At 74.3% G+C, this 17,951-nt stretch carries 18 protein-coding genes; 14 read left to right on the forward strand and 4 right to left on the reverse strand.

The window, feature by feature from the left end; genetic code table 11:
* Positions 1 to 17: 17 nt before the first annotated feature.
* The 14 genes from CUT83_RS30545 to CUT83_RS13970 all read left to right on the forward strand — a co-directional run bounded on the left by CUT83_RS30545 (position 18) and on the right by CUT83_RS13970 (position 14,344).
* Positions 18 to 407: a hypothetical protein gene (locus CUT83_RS30545; RefSeq protein WP_206606926.1), complete on the forward strand. Its 390-nt coding sequence runs from the start codon at positions 18 to 20 to the stop codon at positions 405 to 407.
* 136 nt (positions 408 to 543) lie between these two features.
* A complete protein-coding gene (locus tag CUT83_RS13910) occupies positions 544 to 1,095 on the forward strand; it encodes a hypothetical protein (protein ID WP_143688552.1) in 552 nt (183 codons plus the stop codon).
* 226 nt (positions 1,096 to 1,321) lie between these two features.
* Positions 1,322 to 1,717, forward strand: a complete 396-nt coding sequence (locus CUT83_RS13915) for a nucleotide pyrophosphohydrolase (protein WP_241524795.1) — start codon at positions 1,322 to 1,324, stop codon at positions 1,715 to 1,717.
* A gap of 109 nt (positions 1,718 to 1,826) precedes the next feature.
* Positions 1,827 to 2,375 (forward strand): DUF6099 family protein, encoded by a 549-nt coding sequence (locus tag CUT83_RS13920; protein ID WP_240957659.1) that lies wholly within the window; start codon positions 1,827 to 1,829, stop codon positions 2,373 to 2,375.
* A 21-nt stretch (positions 2,376 to 2,396) separates the two neighbouring features.
* Positions 2,397 to 3,320, forward strand: a complete 924-nt coding sequence (locus CUT83_RS13925) for an LLM class F420-dependent oxidoreductase (RefSeq protein ID WP_101256193.1) — start codon at positions 2,397 to 2,399, stop codon at positions 3,318 to 3,320.
* A 7-nt stretch (positions 3,321 to 3,327) separates the two neighbouring features.
* Positions 3,328 to 4,338, forward strand: a complete 1,011-nt coding sequence (gene mmuM, locus CUT83_RS13930) for a homocysteine S-methyltransferase (protein ID WP_101256158.1) — start codon at positions 3,328 to 3,330, stop codon at positions 4,336 to 4,338.
* Positions 4,339 to 4,407: 69 nt separating this feature from the next.
* Positions 4,408 to 5,880, forward strand: coding sequence for a 3' terminal RNA ribose 2'-O-methyltransferase Hen1 (locus tag CUT83_RS13935; protein ID WP_101256159.1), 1,473 nt, complete (start codon positions 4,408 to 4,410; stop codon positions 5,878 to 5,880).
* Complete coding sequence (locus CUT83_RS13940) at positions 5,877 to 8,513, forward strand: polynucleotide kinase-phosphatase (protein WP_101256160.1); 2,637 nt, start codon at positions 5,877 to 5,879, stop codon at positions 8,511 to 8,513. The genes CUT83_RS13935 and CUT83_RS13940 overlap by 4 nt, the downstream gene beginning before the upstream one ends.
* Positions 8,514 to 8,562: 49 nt before the next feature.
* Positions 8,563 to 8,868 (forward strand): hypothetical protein, encoded by a 306-nt coding sequence (locus CUT83_RS13945; RefSeq protein ID WP_101256161.1) that lies wholly within the window; start codon positions 8,563 to 8,565, stop codon positions 8,866 to 8,868.
* A gap of 65 nt (positions 8,869 to 8,933) precedes the next feature.
* The gene (locus CUT83_RS13950) at positions 8,934 to 10,223 is read left to right on the forward strand and encodes an arginine deiminase (RefSeq protein WP_101256162.1); all 1,290 of its coding nucleotides are present in this window, start codon (positions 8,934 to 8,936) and stop codon (positions 10,221 to 10,223) included.
* 165 nt (positions 10,224 to 10,388) lie between these two features.
* Positions 10,389 to 11,393, forward strand: coding sequence for an ornithine carbamoyltransferase (gene argF, locus CUT83_RS13955; protein ID WP_101256163.1), 1,005 nt, complete (start codon positions 10,389 to 10,391; stop codon positions 11,391 to 11,393).
* Between the two features lie 136 nt (positions 11,394 to 11,529).
* Entirely contained in the window at positions 11,530 to 12,231 is a 702-nt protein-coding gene (locus CUT83_RS13960) for a pentapeptide repeat-containing protein (protein ID WP_101256164.1), read from the forward strand.
* Between the two features lie 236 nt (positions 12,232 to 12,467).
* Positions 12,468 to 13,484, forward strand: coding sequence for an ATP-binding cassette domain-containing protein (locus CUT83_RS13965; RefSeq protein ID WP_101256165.1), 1,017 nt, complete (start codon positions 12,468 to 12,470; stop codon positions 13,482 to 13,484).
* The gene (locus CUT83_RS13970) at positions 13,481 to 14,344 is read left to right on the forward strand and encodes an ABC transporter permease (RefSeq protein WP_101256166.1); all 864 of its coding nucleotides are present in this window, start codon (positions 13,481 to 13,483) and stop codon (positions 14,342 to 14,344) included. Before CUT83_RS13965 ends, CUT83_RS13970 begins: the two co-directional genes overlap by 4 nt.
* Positions 14,345 to 14,388: 44 nt before the next feature.
* Here the strand turns inward: CUT83_RS13970 and CUT83_RS13975 are convergent, their stop codons facing one another.
* The 4 genes from CUT83_RS13975 to CUT83_RS13990 form a co-directional block, all read right to left on the reverse strand.
* Entirely contained in the window at positions 14,389 to 15,288 is a 900-nt protein-coding gene (locus CUT83_RS13975; protein ID WP_143688553.1) for a hypothetical protein, read from the reverse strand.
* A 123-nt stretch (positions 15,289 to 15,411) separates the two neighbouring features.
* Positions 15,412 to 15,963, reverse strand: coding sequence for a SigE family RNA polymerase sigma factor (locus CUT83_RS13980; RefSeq protein ID WP_240957658.1), 552 nt, complete (start codon positions 15,961 to 15,963; stop codon positions 15,412 to 15,414).
* A 79-nt stretch (positions 15,964 to 16,042) separates the two neighbouring features.
* Complete coding sequence (locus CUT83_RS13985) at positions 16,043 to 16,852, reverse strand: isocitrate lyase/PEP mutase family protein (protein ID WP_101256168.1); 810 nt, start codon at positions 16,850 to 16,852, stop codon at positions 16,043 to 16,045.
* A 262-nt stretch (positions 16,853 to 17,114) separates the two neighbouring features.
* The gene (locus CUT83_RS13990) at positions 17,115 to 17,921 is read right to left on the reverse strand and encodes an ArsR/SmtB family transcription factor (protein WP_101256195.1); all 807 of its coding nucleotides are present in this window, start codon (positions 17,919 to 17,921) and stop codon (positions 17,115 to 17,117) included.
* Between the last annotated feature and the right edge of the window lie 30 nt (positions 17,922 to 17,951).

Below are 17,951 nucleotides of genomic sequence, written 5' to 3' on the forward strand. Positions count from 1 at the left end.
GGGCGAGGGCGTACGCGGTGACGGCGGCGCTCGTGGTGGGCGGGGCCGGATACACGGCGACGGAGATCCTCAACCACAGCACCCGGTACGTCCCTCCGCCCGAGCCGGCCCCCACCGCCGACGGCGACCTCTACGGCGGGAGCGCGCGGTGGAGGGCGCTGTGCGAGGGGAAGGCGACGCTGGGGCCGGAACCCGGCCCGGACTCGAACTCGGAGCCCGGTCCGGCCCCGGCCCCGAGACCAGCCCCGACCCCGGCCCCGAGACCGGACTCGGACATGCAGCCGGACCCGAGCCCGGACCCGAGCGGCGACGGACGAGCGGGGCGGGAAATGGTGGCGGACACGCTGGTGTTGTTGTGCTCCGAGGGGCCGCTCGACTGGGAGGACCGCCTGGGGGAGTGGCGCTGACCGGCCGCCTCGCACGGCATCCCGGCGCCGCCGCGGCGGACAGCGCGTACAGCACCGCCCGCGGGCGCGTACACCACCTCCCTGGACGTGCGTGATCGCTTGTCCCTCCACGGTGGCGGCAGCCACCGTGGAGGGCGTGATCGACGTTTTCGGACCATCTGCCCGCACCGGCCGCCTCGCCGGGGCCGCGGGGAACTTCTCCTGGCGCGGCGCGCGCCTGGTCGTACGCGACTTCGCACGGACGGCGGGCCGTTCGGGCCGCCGGGGCCACACCGGATGCGGGGGAGACGGGGGAGGCGCCCGGCTCCCGGTCTACCGGGCCGAGGTCGTCGCCGTGGGAGCGGTGCACGGCGGCACGGTCGCCGTGCAGCTCGGCGCCTGCGAGGCGGCCGACCGCCGCCGGGTGCTGGGCTGGCTGCGCGGACAGGCCCGCCGGATCGCCGACGGGCTCGACCCCGACCCGCGAACGGCCCGCTGGGCGCCGGGCGGTGCGCTCGTCCCCCTGCCGGACGGGCCCGCCGGGGCGGCCGACGCGCCCGCGGAACTGCGCTGGTGGCACGAGGACGAGGAGCGGCAGCGGGCCGCCTGCGAACTGCTGGCACGGGGAGCGCCGTTCCACCTCGCCGTCGCCGACCGCACCGGCACGTACGTGCTGAGCGCCAGGCCCGTCGGCACCGACGCCCCGTAGGTCCGCCGCCCCGCCGCCCCGCCGCCCCGCCGCCCCGCCGCCCCGCCGGGTCGCCGGGTCGCCGGCGAGGCGGTGGGGGAGGCGTCCGCGGCCCGGCTGGTAGACCTGGAGCGTGAACGACGGACGGATGCACGCAGGCGGCGGGGACGGCGGCGACGGTGGGGGCGCCGAGGACGGCCGGGGGAGGGGGCACCACCCGGTGCCGTACGGACGGCCCGAGGGGAAGGTGGGCGAACTCCAGTGCAGGCTGGCCGAGTTCGCGGCGGCACGCCGCTGGGGGCCATACCACACGCCGAAGAATCTGGTGATGGCGCTGAGTGTGGAGGCCGCCGAACTGGCCGAGATCTTCCAGTGGCTCACCCCCGAGGAGTCGGCGCGGGTGATGGATGACCCGGGCACGGCGGGACGGGTCGCGGACGAGGTCGCCGACGTCCTCGCCTACCTGCTGCAGTTCTGCGAGGTGCTGGGGATCGACGCGCCGGCCGCGCTGGAGGCGAAGATCGAGCGGAACGAAAGACGCTTCCCCGTCACGGAGAGTGGCGGAAGGGTTGGTGGGGGAGTCGATGAGACGGACGGCCTCGACGCTGCTCGGGGAAAGGCCAATCGTCACTCTTCGGAGTGATGGCGTTCTCCACAGTGTCGAGTTTTTCCACAGTTTTCCCGAACCCCCTAGCCAAGCGCGGTCATGGGTATCACGCTGGGTAGCGAATGGTTGCGGAGGGAAAAGGTGGATGGATGCGGTATCACTCATTGAGATCACGCGGCGGGCGCTCGCACACAGTGAGGAAGCGGCTGACGTCGTTACCGAGGCGTGGCAGGCGCAGGCGCTCGCGGAAGCGGTAGGAGTCCACCTGGCCACGGCGGGCCCGCCCGAGGTGCGGGCCCAGGCCGGGGGGTTGCGGGAGGCGAGCGGACGCGCCTGCGGTTCGCTGCGCGGCCCCGGGCAGCGGTCCGACGGGGCGCGCGCCGCCCGCCTGACGGAGATGAGCGACCCCCTCTCGGCCCTGCACGAACTGGGCGGCCTGCTGGGCGAGGCCGGGGGCGCGCTGGTGCTGGTGGCGGTCGATGCGGAGGAGGAAGGGCTCTACTGGAGGTGCATCGAGGGCATCGACGCGGCCGACGAGTGCGGTGACAGGGTGACGGCGATCCTCAGACGGCTCGCCCTCAGGCCCCGGCCCTTCCACCGGGCTCCGCCGGCGGGCGAGGCCGGGGCCCCGCCGGTGTGCGAGGGCGCCGCGCCGGTGTGCGGTGACGGCCCGCCGGTGAGGGAGGAGGCGTAACGAAGGTGCAGGATGGAGGGCATGGATCTGCGCATCTTCACCGAACCTCAGCAGGGCGCCTCCTACGAAACCCTCCTCACGGTCGCCAAGGCCACCGAGGACCTGGGCTTCGACGCCTTCTTCCGCTCCGACCACTACCTGAAGATGGGTGACGTCGACGGGCTCCCCGGCCCGACGGACGCCTGGATCACCCTGGCGGGCCTCGCCCGTGAGACCAGGCGCATCCGGCTGGGCACCCTGATGACCGCGGCCACCTTCCGGCTGCCGGGCGTCCTGGCCATCCAGGTGGCGCAGGTCGACGCCATGTCGGGCGGGCGGGTCGAACTCGGTCTGGGGGCCGGTTGGTTCGAGGCCGAGCACACCGCGTACGGCATCCCGTTCCCCCGGCAGAAGTTCTCCCGGCTCCAGGAGCAGCTGGAGATCGTCACCGGGCTGTGGGCCACCGAGCCGGGCAAGACGTTCTCCTACGACGGTGCCCACTACCAGCTCACCGATTCGCCCGCGCTGCCCAAGCCCGCACAGGACAGGGTGCCCGTCCTCATCGGGGGCATGGGAGCCAAGCGCACCCCGGCGCTGGCCGCGCGCTTCGCCGACGAGTTCAACGTCCCCTTCGTCTCCGTCGAGGACAGCGAGCGGCAGTTCGGCCGGGTGCGGGCCGCCGCCGAGGAGCACGGCCGCGCCGCGGACGACCTGGTCTACTCCAACGCCCTGGTCGCCTGCGTGGGCCGGAACGACGCCGAGGTGGCACGGCGCGCGGCGGCCATCGGCCGCGAGGTGGACGAGCTGAAGGAGAACGGGCTGGCCGGCTCCCCGGCCGAGGTGGTCGACAAGATCGGCCGCTACGCGGAGGCGGGCTCCTCCCGGATCTACCTGCAGATCCTGGACCTGCACGACCTGGACCACCTGGAGCTGATCTCCTCCCAGGTGCAGAGCCGGCTGGGGTGAGCCCGGCATGAGCCCACCGCCCGCGCCGCCGCCCGGTCCCGCGTCCACGCCCGCGCTTCCGCTCGCGGACGCCCTGGCGCGCGGCCCCCTCGTCCTCGACGGCGGGCTGTCCAACCAGCTCCAGGCACAGGGCTGCGACCTGTCCGACGAGCTGTGGTCGGCCCGGCTGCTCGCCGACGACCCCGCCCAGGTGGAGGCGGCCCACACCGCCTATGTGCGGGCGGGGGCGAGGGTGCTCATCACCGGCAGCTACCAGGCCTCCCACCCCGGCTTCGCCCGGCGCGGGCTGGGCCGTGCGGAGACCGACGCCCTGCTGCGCCGCAGCGTGGCCCTGGCCCGCGCCGCGGCGGGCGCGGCCGGCTGGCCGGTGTGGGTGGCCGCCTCGGTCGGCCCGTACGGCGCGGTGCTCGCCGACGGCGGCGAGTACCGCGGCCGTTACGGCCTGACGGTCGCCGAGCTGGAGCGCTTCCACCGGCCCCGGATCGAGGCGCTGGCGGCGGCCGCCCCGGACGCCCTGGCCCTGGAGACGGTGCCGGACGCCGACGAGGCCGAGGCCCTGCTGCGCGCGGCGGCCGGCTGCGGGGTGCCGGTGTGGCTGTCGTACACCGTCGCCGGGCCGCGCACCCGGGCCGGGCAGCCGCTGGCGGACGCCTTCGCCGTCGCCGCCGGCAACGACCAGGTGATCGCGGTCGGCGTCAACTGCTGCGATCCGCGCGACACCGCGCCCGCCGTACGCCTGGCGGCGCGGACCACGGGCAAGCCGGTGGTCGTCTACCCCAACAGCGGCGAGGGCTGGGACGCGGCGCGCGGCGCCTGGACGGGCGAGGCCGCCTTCGACCCGGCCGCCGCCCGCGCGTGGGTGCGCGAGGGCGCCCGGCTGGTCGGCGGCTGCTGCCGGGTGGGCCCGGCGGAGATCGCCGCCCTGGCGGCGGAACTCGCAGCGGGTGCGGGGCGGGAGACGGGGCGGGAGACGGGGCTGGGGGCAGAACCGGGGCCGGGACCGGGGCCGGGAGGATAGTCGTACCAGCGCCCCGTGCCGGTGGAAAACCGGTGGGGTGGACCACCTGAAGGGGTCATACTCGCTCAGGTGTTCCTGACGATGACCACCACCGGCAGCGCCGAACGGCCCGCCACCGACCTCGGGTTCCTGCTGCACAAACACCCCGACCGGGCGCAGGAGTTCTCCACCTCCCACGGCACCGCGCACGTCTTCTACCCCGAGGCGGGGCCCGAGCGCTGCACCGCGGCGCTGCTGCTGGAGGTCGACCCCGTCGCCCTGGTCCGCCGCGGCCGGGGCAAGGGGCGCGGCGGCGCACCGGACTCGGCCCTGGCGCAGTACGTCAACGACCGCCCGTACGCGGCCTCCTCGCTGCTGGCCGTGGCGCTGGGCGCGGTGTTCTCCAGCGCGCTCAAGGGCCAGTGCCGGGCCCGGCCCGAACTGCCCGAGCGGAGAAGGCACCTGCGGATCGAGGTGCCGGCGCTGCCCGCCCGCGGCGGCCCCGAGCTGGTCCGCCGCCTCTTTCAGCCGCTGGGCTGGACGGTGGGTGCCCAGCCGGTGCCGCTGGACGCCCGCTTCCCCGAGTGGGGCGACTCCCGGTATGTGTCGCTGGTGCTGGAGGGCGAGGTACGGCTCGCCGACGCACTGCGCCACCTGTACGTCCTGCTGCCGGTGCTGGACGACGCCAAGCACTACTGGGTCGCCCCCGACGAGGTGGACAAGCTGCTGCGCGCCGGGGAGGGCTGGCTGGAGCACCACCCCGAGCAGGAGCTCATCGCCGGCCGCTACCTCACCCGCCGCCGTCGCCTCACCCGCGAGGCCCTGGAGCGCCTGGAGCTCGCCCGCCTGGCCGAGGCCGACGGCAGCGAGGCCGAGGAACTGGACGACGCCGTGGACGAGGGCGCCGACACCGACGAGCGTCCCGCCCCGCTGGCCGTCCTGCGCCGCGAGGCGCTCCTGGCCGCCCTGCGCGAGAGCGGCGCCTCCCGCGTCCTGGACCTGGGCTGCGGACAGGGCCAGCTGGTGCAGGCGCTGCTGAAGGACACCCGCTTCACCGAGATCGCGGGCGTGGACGTGTCGATGCGCGCCCTGCACGAGGCACGGCGCAGACTGCGCCTGGAGCGGATGCCCGAGCGGCAGGCCGCCCGCGTCACCCTCGCCCAGGGCTCGCTGACGTACACCGACCCCCGGCTGTCCGGCTACGACGCGGCCGTGCTCAGCGAGGTGATCGAGCACATCGACCCGCCGCGTCTGCCCGCGGCCGAGTACGCCGTCTTCGGCGCGGCCCGGCCGGGGACGGTCGTGGTCACCACGCCCAACGCCGAGTACAACGTGCGCTGGGAGACCCTGCCCGCGGGCCGGGTGCGCCACCACGACCACCGCTTCGAGTGGACCCGTGAGGAGTTCCGCACCTGGGCCGTGGGCGTGGCCGAACGGCACGGCTACACCGTGGAGCTCCGGCCCGTCGGCGAGGACGACCCTGAGGTCGGACCGCCCACCCAGCTCGCCCTGTTCCGCCTGGCCGCCGAGGCCCCGGCCGATGTGAAGGAGGAAGTCGCATGACGGACTGCACCCCGGCGCCCGCCCCGGCGCCCGCCCCGGCCGGTACGGCCGACTCCGCCCCGGCCCGTACGACGGCCCTCGCCGTGCCCGACCTGTCCCTGGTGGTGCTGGTCGGCACCACCGGCGCGGGCAAGTCCACCTTCGCCCGCACCCACTTCGCACCCACCCAGGTCGTCTCCTCCGACTTCTGCCGCGGCCTGGTCGCCGACGACGAGAACGACCAGAGCGCCAGTTCCGACGCCTTCGACGTGCTGCACTACATCACCGGCAAGCGGCTGGCCGCCGGGCGCCTGACGGTGGTGGACGCCACCAACGTGCAGACCGAGGCCCGGCGGCAGCTCGTGAGGCTGGCCCGCGAGCACGACGTGCTGCCCGTGGCGATCGTCCTGGACGTGCCGGAGCGCGTCTGCGCCGAGCGCAACGCCGCCCGACCGGACCGCGCGGACATGCCCGCCCACGTCATCCCGCGCCAGCGGCGCGAACTGCGCCGCTCCCTGCGCTCCCTGGAGCGCGAGGGCTTCCGCAAGGTGCACGTCCTGCGCGGGGTGGAGGAGGTGGCCGCCGCCCGGATCGAGCTGGAGCGGCGCTACAACGACCTGCGGCACCTGACCGGCCCGTTCGACATCGTCGGCGACGTCCACGGCTGCCGCGCCGAACTGGAGGCCCTCCTGGGCAGACTCGGCTACGCGGTCGAGCGCGACGCGGCCGGCCGCGCGGTGGACGCGAGCCACCCCGATGGGCGCACCGCCGTCTTCGTCGGCGACCTCGTCGACCGCGGCCCGGACAGCCCCGGAGTGCTGCGCCTGGTCATGGGCATGGTCACCGCCGGGCACGCGCTGTGCGTCCCCGGCAACCACGAGAACAAGCTCGGCCGGCACCTGAGAGGACGCAACGTCCGGCACACCCACGGACTCGCCGAGACGATCGAGCAGATGGAGAAGGAGACCGCCGCCGACCCGGGATTCCCCGCGCGGGTGGGGGAGTTCATCGGCTCGCTCGTCAGCCACTACGTCCTCGACGGCGGCGCGCTGGTCGTCTGCCACGCCGGACTGCCCGAGAAGTACCACGGCCGCACCTCCGGCCGGGTCCGCGGCCACGCCCTGTACGGCGACACCACCGGCGAGACCGACGAGTTCGGCCTGCCCGTGCGCTACCCCTGGGCCGAGGACTACCGGGGCCGGGCCGCCGTCGTCTACGGCCACACCCCGACCCCGCGCGCGACCTGGCTGAACAACACCATCTGCCTGGACACCGGCTGTGTCTTCGGCGGCGCCCTGACCGCCCTGCGCTGGCCCGAGCGCGAACTGGTGGACGTCCCGGCCGAACGGGTCTGGTACGAGCCGGTGAGGCCGCTGACGGCGGACGCGCCCGGCGGGCACGAGGGCCGCCCGCTCGCCCTGGCCGACGTGCACGGCCGCCGCGTGGTGGAGACCCGCCACGCAGGCCGCGTCGCGGTGCGCGAGGAGAACGCCGCCGCCGCGCTGGAGGTGATGAGCCGCTTCGCGATCGACCCGCGCCTGCTGCCCTACCTCCCGCCGACGATGGCGCCCTGCGCCACCTCGAAGCTGGAGGGCTACCTGGAGCACCCGGCCGAGGCGTTCGCCGAGTACCGGGCGGCGGGCGTGGCGAAGGTGGTGTGCGAGGAGAAGCACATGGGCTCGCGCGCCGTCGCCCTGGTCTGCCGCGACGCGGACACCGCGGCCGAGCGGTTCGGTGTGACCGGCGGGGAGACGGGCGCACTCCACACCCGTACCGGACGCCCGTTCTTCGACGACCGGGCCGTCACCGAGGAGGTCCTCGCCCGGGTGCGCGCCGCCGCCGACGGCGCCGGGCTGTGGGAGGAGCTGGACACCGACTGGCTGCTGCTGGACGCCGAGCTGCTGCCCTGGTCACTGAAGTCGGCCGGGCTGCTGCGCCGGCAGTACGCGGCGGTCGGCGCGGCGGCCAAGGCCGCCTTCCCCGGCGCGCTGGCCGCTCTGGAGGCGGCCGCCGCCCGGGGCTCGAAGGTGGACGGGCTGCTGGCGCGGCAGCGGGAGCGCGCGGCGGACGCGGCGGCGTTCACCGAGGCGTACGGCCGCTACTGCCGGCCGGTGGACGGGCTCGACGGCGTGGAGCTCGCGCCCTTCCAGATCCTCGCCGTCCGCGGCCGCAGCCTGGCCGCCGTACCGCACGTCGAGCAGCTCGCCTGGCTGGACAGGCTGGCCGGCGCCGACGGCACCGGGCTGCTGCGCCGCACCGGGCGCCTGGTGGTGGACACCGGCGACGAGGCGTCCGTCGCGGCGGGCACCGACTGGTGGCTGGAACTGACGGCGGCCGGGGGCGAGGGCATGGTCGTCAAGCCGCTGGACGCCCTGGTGCGCGGCCCGGACGGACGGCTGGTCCAGCCGGGCGTGAAGTGCCGGGGGCGGGAGTACCTGCGGATCGTCTACGGTCCGGAGTACGCCCGCGAGGAGAACCTGCGGCGGCTGCGGGAACGCCATCTGGGCCACAAGCGCTCGCTGGCCCTGCGCGAGTACGCCCTCGGCCTGGAGGCGCTGGACCGGCTGGCGGGGGGCGAGCCGCTGTGGCGGGTGCACGAGGCGGTCTTCGCCGTCCTCGCCCTGGAGTCGGAGCCGGTCGACCCCAGACTCTGACCGCGGCTCCGGCCTGCCAGGATGGCCGCAGCCGACGGGAGGAGGGCCCATGGGAGGGGACGGACAGCGGCCGGAGGGGGCTTGGCGGTGCGACCGGTGCGGCCACGAACCGGGGACGCGGCAGGCCGAGGAGATCCTCGCCCGGGCACGGCGCCGCGCCGGGGAGATCGTCCTGGCGGCGCATGAGGAGGCCGAACGGGACCTGGCCGCACTCACCGAGCGCAGGGATCGGATCGAGGAGAGCCTGCTCAGGACCCAGGAGATGGTGCGGGTCCTGACCGAGGCCGCCGAACGGGCGGACCCCCCGGCCCGGCCCCGGCCGTGGGAGCGGCTGCTGCGGCGGCGACGGCGGTGACCGCCGGCCCGGGGCCGGACGGTGTGCCGGGGTGTAGCCGCCCGGCTCGGGGTGAGGATGGTGGCATGGGATTCCACGTCGACTCCGAGACCGGGCGGCTGCGCCGCGTCATCCTGCACCGCCCCGACCTGGAACTGAAACGGCTCACCCCGACCAACCGGGACGACCTGCTCTTCGACGACGTGCTGTGGGTGCGGCGGGCTCGCCAGGAGCACGACGGCTTCGCCGACGTCCTGCGCGACCGGGGCGTGGAGGTCCACCTGTTCGGCGATCTGCTGGCGGAGTCGCTGGAGGTCCCCGCCGCCCGCGCCTTCGTCCTGGACCGCACCTTCCACGAGAAGGAGTACGGGCCGCTGGCCGCCGACCACCTGCGGGCCGTCTTCGACGAGATGTCCGGGGCGGAGCTGGCCGAGGCGCTGGTGGGCGGGATGACCAAACGGGAGTACCTGGAGCGGCACCCCGAGCCGGTCTCGGTGCGCTTCCATGTGATGGACTTGGACGACTTCCTGGTCGCCCCGCTGCCCAACCACCTGTTCACCCGCGACACCTCCGCCTGGATCTACGACGGGGTGTCCATCAACGCCATGCGCTGGCCGGCCCGGCAGCGCGAGACGATCCACTTCGAGGCGATCTACCACCACCACCCGCTGTTCGCCCCCGCCCCCGCCCCCGGCGCGCCCGGCGCCCAGGACCCCCAAGCCCCGGACCTTGGCGTACCCGGGGGCAGGGGCTTCCACGTCTGGTCCGAGGGCCAGGGCGCCTACCCCTCCACCATCGAGGGCGGGGACGTGCTGGTCATCGGAGGCGGCGCGGTGCTCATCGGGATGAGCGAGCGCACCACCCCGCAGGCGGTGGAGATGCTGGCCCGGGGCCTGTTCGCGGCGGGCTCGGCCCGCACCATCGTGGCCCTGGACATGCCCAAGAAGCGTGCCCTGATGCACCTGGACACGGTGATGACGATGGTCGACGGCGACACCTTCACCCAGTACGCGGGCCTGGGCATGCTCCGCTCCTACACCATCGAGCCCGGCGCGGCCGAGTCGGAGCTGAAGGTCACCGACCACCCGCCCGAGCACATGCACCGCGCCATCGCCGCGGCCCTGGGCCTGGACGGCATCCGGGTGCTGACCGCGACCCAGGACGTGCACGCCGCCGAGCGCGAGCAGTGGGACGACGGCTGCAACGTGCTGGCCGTCGAGCCGGGCGTGGTCATCGCCTACGAGCGCAACGTCACCACCAACACGCACCTGCGCAAGCGGGGCATCGAGGTCATCACGATCCCCGGCAGCGAGCTGGGCCGGGGCCGGGGCGGGCCGCGCTGCATGAGCTGCCCGGTCGAGCGCGACGCGGTGTAGGCGCGGGCACAGAGCGCGGACGCGACAGGGGAGGGGCGCGGGGGCGGGCGCCCGTAGGGGTACGGTCCGGGATGGGGACACCCCTCTCTGCATAGAGATGCGATTGTTCGTATAGACTTCCGGCTTCCCTGCCGTATCCGACGCGACAGTCCCCAGGAGACCCCCATGGCGATCGATCTCACGGGCCGCCACTTCCTCAAGGAGCTGGACTTCACCCCCGAGGAGTTCCGCCACCTGATCGAGCTGGCCGCCGAACTGAAGGCGGCCCGGCGTGCGGGCGCCGAGGAGCAGCGGCTGCGGGGGCGCGGCATCGCGCTGATCTTCGAGAAGACCTCCACCCGCACCCGCTGCGCCTTCGAGACCGCCGCCGCCCAGCAGGGCGCCCACACCACCTACCTCGACCCGTCCGGCTCCCAGATCGGCCACAAGGAGTCGGTGCGCGACACCGCCCGGGTGCTGGGGCGGATGTACGACGCGATCGAGTACCGGGGCAGTAGCCAGGACGCGGTGGAGGAGCTGGCCGCCCACGCCGGCGTCCCCGTCTACAACGGGCTCACCGACGACTGGCACCCCACCCAGATGCTCGCCGACGTGCTCACCATGACCGAGCACTGCGACAAGCCGCTGACGCGGACCGCCTACGCCTACCTCGGCGACGCCCGCAACAACATGGGCAACTCCTACCTGGTCACCGGCGCCCTGCTCGGCATGGACGTGCGTATCGTCGCGCCGCGGAGCCTGTGGCCCGAGGAGCCGGTGGTCGCCGCCGCCCGCTCCCTGGCGAGGACCACCGGCGCCCGCGTCACCCTCACCGAGAAGGTCGAGGAGGGTGTGCTGGGGGCCGACTTCGTCGCCACCGACGTGTGGGTGTCGATGGGCGAGCCCAAGGAGGTCTGGGAGGAGCGCATCGAGCTGCTGCGGCCGTACGCCGTCACCATGGACGTTCTGCGCGCCACCGGCAACCCGCGCGTCCGCTTCCTGCACTGCCTGCCCGCCTTCCACGACCTGGGCACGGCCGTGGGCCGGGAGATCCACCAGCGGTACGGCCTGGAGTCGCTGGAGGTGACGGACGAGGTGTTCGAGTCGGAGCACTCGGTCGTCTTCGACGAGGCGGAGAACCGCATGCACACCATCAAGGCGGTCATGGTCGCCACTCTCGCGGGGGCATAGGCGCTGCCACCCCCGCGGGGGCGCAGACGCCGCCGCCCTCGCGGGGGCATGGTGCTCACCGCGGGCGCACGGGCATTGTCAGAGGGTGCGCCTAGGGTTCGAGGCGACACCCGCCGTCCGGCCCGGAAGGCCCCCCATGCCCGCCCAGCGAACCCCGCGCCCCCGTCGCACACCGCCCGCCCCGCCGGCTCCACGGGAGCTGGCCGACCTGCCCTACGCGGAGTACCTCCAGCCGTTCGACGGCGGGCGGCTGGAGCGGGAGCGCACCTACGACACCGTCCACTTCGACGGGGACGGCTTCCACGGCGCGGACGCCGGCGGCGCCGGCTTCGTGGAGTCCGCCTTCACCTCGGTCGGGTTCGACGGCGGGCGCTACCGGCGGGCGCGCTTCAACGACGTGTGGCTGCACACCGTGCGATGGGTGGGCGCCGACCTGGCCGAGACCGACTGGACGGACACCGAGGCCGTCTCCGGCGCCCTGGCCGGGGTGGAGGCGTTCGAGGCGCGGATGCGCCGCGTGACGTTCTTCAACTGCAAGCTCGACTCGGTCAACCTCCGCGCCGCGCGCCTGCGCGACGTGTACTTCGTGGACTGCCTGCTGCGCGATGTGGACTTCGGCGAGGCGGCCCTGGAGGGCGTGGCGTTCCCCGGCTCGGTCCTGGACGGGGTGCGGCTGGAGAAGGCGAGGCTCACACGGGTCGATCTGCGCGGCGCGGCCGGGCTGGGGATCACGGCGGGCCACGACTCGCTCAGGGGCGCGATCGTCGGCCCGGCGCAACTGCTGGACCTCGCCCCCGCGCTCGCCCGGGCGCTGGGCATCGAGGTCCGCGACGACTGAGGACGACCGAGGACGACTGAGGACGACCGAGGAGACGCACCGTGCCCGCACATCCGTTACGACCCCGCCGACCGGTGAGACCCGGCACATCAGGGAGACCCGGCACATCCGGGAGCCCCGGGAGACCCGGGGCATCCGGTGGGGGAAATCCCCGGGAAGCGATGAGTCCAGTGCCCCCGGACGGTCCGAAGGACGAGGGAAGCCGCACAACCGACGAGCGACGAGGACGACGGAACATGGGCGAGAGCGCATCCGGCCTGGCGATCGAGACATCCGGGCTGGTCAAGGTGTTCGGGGAGACCCGTGCGGTGGACGGCGTGGACCTCGCCGTCCCGGCGGGCACGGTCTACGGGGTCCTCGGTCCCAACGGGGCGGGCAAGACCACCACGGTCAAGATGCTCGCCACCCTGCTGCGCCCCGACGGCGGCCGGGCCCGGGTCTTCGGGCACGACGTACTGCACGAGGCCGACGCCGTACGCGCCCGGGTGAGCCTGACCGGGCAGTACGCCTCGGTGGACGAGGACCTGACCGGCGCGGAGAACCTGATCCTGCTGGGCAGGCTGCTGGGCCACCGCAAGCCCGCCGCCCGGCGGCGGGCCGAGCAGCTGCTGGAGGCCTTCGGGCTCGCCGAGGCGGCGGGCAAACAGGTCAAGAACTACTCGGGCGGCATGCGGCGCCGCATCGACATCGCCGCGTCCATCCTCAACACCCCCGACCTGCTCTTCCTGGACGAGCCGACCACCGGCCTGGACCCGCGCAGCCGCAACCAGGTGTGGGACATCGTGCGGGCGGTGGTCTCCCGGGGCACCACGGTGCTGCTGACCACCCAGTACCTCGACGAGGCCGACCAGCTCGCCTCCCGTATCGCCGTCATCGACCACGGAAAGGTCATCGCCGAGGGCACCAAGGGCGAGCTGAAGGCCTCGGTGGGCGCCGGCGCGGTGCATCTGCGGCTGCGGGACGCCGAGCGGCGGCCCGAGGCCGAGCGGCTGCTCGCCCGCGTCCTGGAGGCACGCATCCAGCTCGATCCCGACCCGGTGGCCCTGACCGCCCGCGTCGGCCTGCGCGGCGACGGCGCGGGCGCGGCCGAGCAGGCCTCCCGGGCGCTGGCGGAACTGGCCCGCTCCGGCATCACCGTCGACACCTTCTCGCTGGGCCAGCCCAGTCTGGACGAGGTCTTCCTCGCCCTCACCGACCGCCCCGCCGCCCGTACCGGCGCCCCCGCGAACGAGGAAGAGGAGATCCCGGCATGAGCACCGCCACGACCCGCGGACAGCACACCGGTGAGGCCGTCGAGCCGGCCCCCGCGGCGGCCGAGACCCTGGCCGGCCTGCTGGTCTCCGGGGAGCGCCCGCCCCGCCCCAGCGCCTGGGCCGCCTCCGCCGCCTTCGGCTGGCGGGCGGTGCTGAAGATCAAGCACGTGCCCGAGCAGCTCTTCGACGTCACCGTCTTCCCGGTCATGATGGTGCTGATGTTCACCTACCTCTTCGGGGGCGCACTGGCCGGATCGACCGACCAGTACGTGCAGTTCCTGCTGCCGGGCATCCTGGTGATGAACATCGTGATGATCACCATGTACACCGGGGTGGCGGTCAACATCGACATCGCCAAGGGCGTCTTCGACCGGTTCCGCACCCTGCCGATCTGGCGCCCCTCGGCGATGGTCGGCTATCTGCTCGGCGACATGCTGCGCTACACCATCGCCTGCGCGGTGATGCTGGCACTCGGCCTGGTGCTGGGCTTCCGCCCGGCCGGCGGCGTGCCCGGAGTGGCGGCCGGGGTGGCACTGCTGATCGTCTTCGCGTTCGCCTTCTCGTGGATCTGGACGATGTTCGGCCTGATGCTGCGCACCGAGAAGTCGGTGATGGGCGTCAGCATGATGGTGATCTTCCCGCTGACGTTCCTCAGCAACGTCTTCGTCGACCCGTCCACCATGCCCGGCTGGCTCCAGGCCTTCGTCAACAACAGCCCCGTGACCCATCTGGCCTCGGCGGTGCGCGGACTGATGGCGGGCGACTGGCCCGCCACCGAGATCGCCTGGTCGCTGGGGTGGGGCGCGGTGCTGGTGGCCGTCTTCGGAACGGCCACCATGCGCCTGTACAACCGCAAGTGAGCGCCGGCCGGGGCCGGGGCCGCCCACTCCGGCCCCGGCCGTGTTCACGGAAGGCGGCCCGTCTGGTTGGTGTCGCCGGGCGCGGGACGCAGGGTGAGGTCCCTGTACGGCGCCAGGGCCTTTGCCGCCTCCACGACGTCCGGCGCCACCCACTGGTTCCAGCGTGAGCTGGTCACCACGGCCCGCAGTGCCTCGAAGGACAGCGGAGGACGGGAGGCCAGGACCGGCCCGTCCTCCAGGTCCCAGCCGTTGGAGGTGCCGACGACGATCCGGGTGCCGTCGGTGCGCAGCAGGTCGGCGTGGCGGCGGATCAGCAGGCCGGAGCGGTCCTCGTACGCCATGAGCACCGAACCGTCGTCGAGGTTGGCGACGGTGCAGGCCGTCATCCTGCCCTCGCCCCTGTTCTCGTCGCAGGAGTAGAAGCGCTCCAGATACTCCGTTCCCCGTGCGCCGCGGTCACGGCCGAAGCCGCCCTGCACATTGACCGTCACCTCGGCCCGGCCGACCCCTGTGGCGACCTTCAGACTTCCGCTGGTGTCGATGTATGTGAGGTCGGGAGGGAAACTGTCCTGACCTTCGTAGTACGAGGTGCCGGTGCCGGCCGGCAGTAGCTCCCGGAGCGTGTGCACGGTGGCGCGGCCCGTCAGAGCGACCTTGTCCTCGGGCGGTTCGGGGTCGCGCGGCAGATGCGAGAAGTCGGGGAAGTCCACCTCGTCGGAACCGCCGGCCGGCGCCTCGGGCAGCGCCTGCACCACGGTGCCGCTCCCCATGGTCGGCAGATACGCCCCGAACACCGAGACACCCGCGGTCAGTGCGGCGGCCACCGCGCACAGGGAGACCGCCTGTGCGGCCCGCCGCCGTCTGCGCAGGCGGAGGCCGCGGACCGTCGCGCCGTCGACCAGCGACGGCAGGGGCGGCCGCACACCGCCCACGGTTTCCTTCATCACGGCCGACAGTCGCCGCTCATCGGGTTCCACGGGAAATCACCGGCTTTCTCCGTACGGGCATGGACACACAACTCATGGATCGGGATGGAAGAGCGCGGGAGGGGCGACCGGTGTCGGTGCTCATCCGCTCGCCAGCGAATCGAGCTCGCCGCCCAGCGCATCGCGCAACCGTGCCAGGGCACGCATGCTGCGGTTGCGGACCGAGCCGGCACTCACGCCCAGCTCGGTGGCGGTCTGCTCCACGCTGCGGTCCTCCCAGTAGCGCAGCACCAGTACCGCCCGGTCCTTGTGGGGCAGCTCGCCGAGCACCCGCAGCAGAGTCACCCGCAGCGCGGGGTCGGAGCCGCCGGAGGCGACCGCTTCGGGTACGGCCTCGACCGGCCGTTCGCCGCTGCGCCGCAGTCGCCGCTGGGAGATGTGGGCGCGGATCATGATCGTACGGACATAGGCGTCGGGGTCGTCCGCGCGCCGCACCCGCCGCCAGGACGCGAACGCCCTGCCGAGCGCGGTCTGCGTCAGGTCCTCGGCCTGGTGCCAGTCACCTCCGGTCAGCAACAGCGCGGTACGGAACAGCCGACTGCCGGAGCTGCTCGCGAACTCCCGGAACTCCTCCAGGCGTTGCGTCGGTCTCTCCACCACGGTGTCCCTCTCGCCGTCCGTCTCCGCCGTCACCCCGTAGGACGCTTCGGGGGAGAGGTTCTGTCACAGAGGTTCTGCGGAGGCTCCGCGGCGAACCCGGAAAGGAGAAGTCTCAGACCCTGTCCGCCCAGGGGGCGGACAGGGCGCAGGTCTCGTCGTAGGTGGGCAGCGGCGGGGGCGGGGCGGCCGGGTCGGCGAGGGAGGCGGCCAGTTCCACGGCGCGCTGGAGGGCGGCGCGGAACAGCAGCGATCCCAGGCTGATCCGGGCCGCGCCCAGTTCGGCCAGCCGCTCGCGGGTGGGGCCGCCGGGGGAGTACAGGACGTTCAGCGGGGCGTCCAGCTCGCCGGCCAGCGCCCGGATGCCGTCCTCGTCCGCGAGGCCGGGCACGAAGACGCCGTCCGCCCCGGCCTCCCGGTAGGCGCGGGCCCGGCGGTACGCGGCGGCCGTGGTGGGGTCGGCGGCCAGCCAGTGGGTGTCGGTGCGGGCGTTGACGAACAGCGCCGGGGCGGCCTCCTTGACGGCCGCGATCTTCTCCGCGTGGTGTGCCGGGTCGGCCAGGTGCCCGCCGGGCAGCCCGTCCTCCAGGTTCACCCCGGCCACCCCCGCCTCGGCCAGTTCCCGCACCAGACGGGCGACCTGCGCGGGGTCCTCGGAGAACCCGCCCTCGACGTCCACGCTGACGGGCACCGGCAGCCGGGCCAGCCGCCGTCCCAGCGCCAGGGTCCGCTCCCGCGCGGCCCCCGCGGCGTCGGGCAGTCCGGCCGCGGCGGCCACCCCCAGGCTGCTGGTCCCGACGGCGGGGAAGCCGTGCGCGGCCAGGGCGGCGGCCGAGGCGTGGTCCCAGGCACAGGGCAGCAGCAGCGGCCGCCCGCGGCGGTGCAGCGCGCGGAAGGCGGCGGACGCGGCGGACGTGTTCACCACGGACGGCTCCCCTCTCCTCCGACGCCGGCTCGATGACCCCCTCCACGATCTGCACCCGGTCCCCCCGGATGTGCTGGATCGCGTACTTCAGCGCTGTTTCCGGGTCGGCGGCTGCATACGAGTGCGGCTGGGCGCTCATCGGTCCTCCACGGACGGTGTGGGTGCAGCATGACGACATTCCCGGGGCTACCGCAATCCGGGACGGCCCGCCGCTTCCCGGTCCTCGTGTCGCCCGTACGGGGGAACCCTCCGGCGGCGGTCCTCATGCCGTGGCCTCCGCCGTCTCCGCCGTACGGGAAGTGCCCGCCGGCTCGTCGCCGAGGTCGGTGCCGGTCAGGCCCAGCAGTTCGCGCAGGGCGTGCCGCCCGGCATCGGTCACGCGCAGCGCCCGCCGGGTGCCGATCCGCTCGCACCAGCCGGCCTCCAGGGCGTGCCGGCACAGCGCGGCCCCGGCGGCGCCGGCCAGGTGGGGGCGGCGCTCGGTCCAGTCCAGGCAGGCGCGGGCCGCCGGGCGGCGGCCGTACGGGCGGGCCCTCAGGTCGATGCCGAGCCCGCCGAACCACCGCAGCCCGGCACCGGTCACCGCGAACCCGGCCTCCTGCCGCAGCAGCCCCCGCTCCAGCAGGGCGTCGGTGAGCGCGACCCCCAGGCGTCCGGCCAGGTGGTCGTAGCAGGTGCGGGCCCGGGCCATCGCCGTGTTCGCGGAGGCCTCCCGCAGGGAGCGCGCGGCGGGCGGGGGCCCCGCGTGCGCGGCCAGCTCCTCGACCAGACGCGCGGACGAGGGGTCTGCCAGCCGCACGTAGCGGTGCCGGCCCTGGCGCTCCTGGGTCAGCAGGCCCCCGGCCACCAGTTTGTCCAGGTGCTCGCCGGCCGTGGACGGCGCGACGTGGGCCAGCCGGGCCAGCTCGCCCGCCGTCCACGCCCGCCCGTCCAGCAGCGCCAGGCAGAACAGGGCCCTGGTGTCGTCGGCGAGCAGCCCGGCGAGCCGGGCGAGGCCGGAGCCGGCGTGCCCGGGGCGCCGTGCGGAAGGGGACGGGCGGGTTCGGCGGGTGCGGTCGGGGGAGTCCATGGCGCCCATCATGCGGGCCGGTCGTTTCGG

Origin of the sequence: Streptomyces barkulensis (assembly GCF_002843305.1) — a bacterium.
GTDB classification, from domain to species: Bacteria; Actinomycetota; Actinomycetes; order Streptomycetales; family Streptomycetaceae; genus Streptomyces; species Streptomyces barkulensis.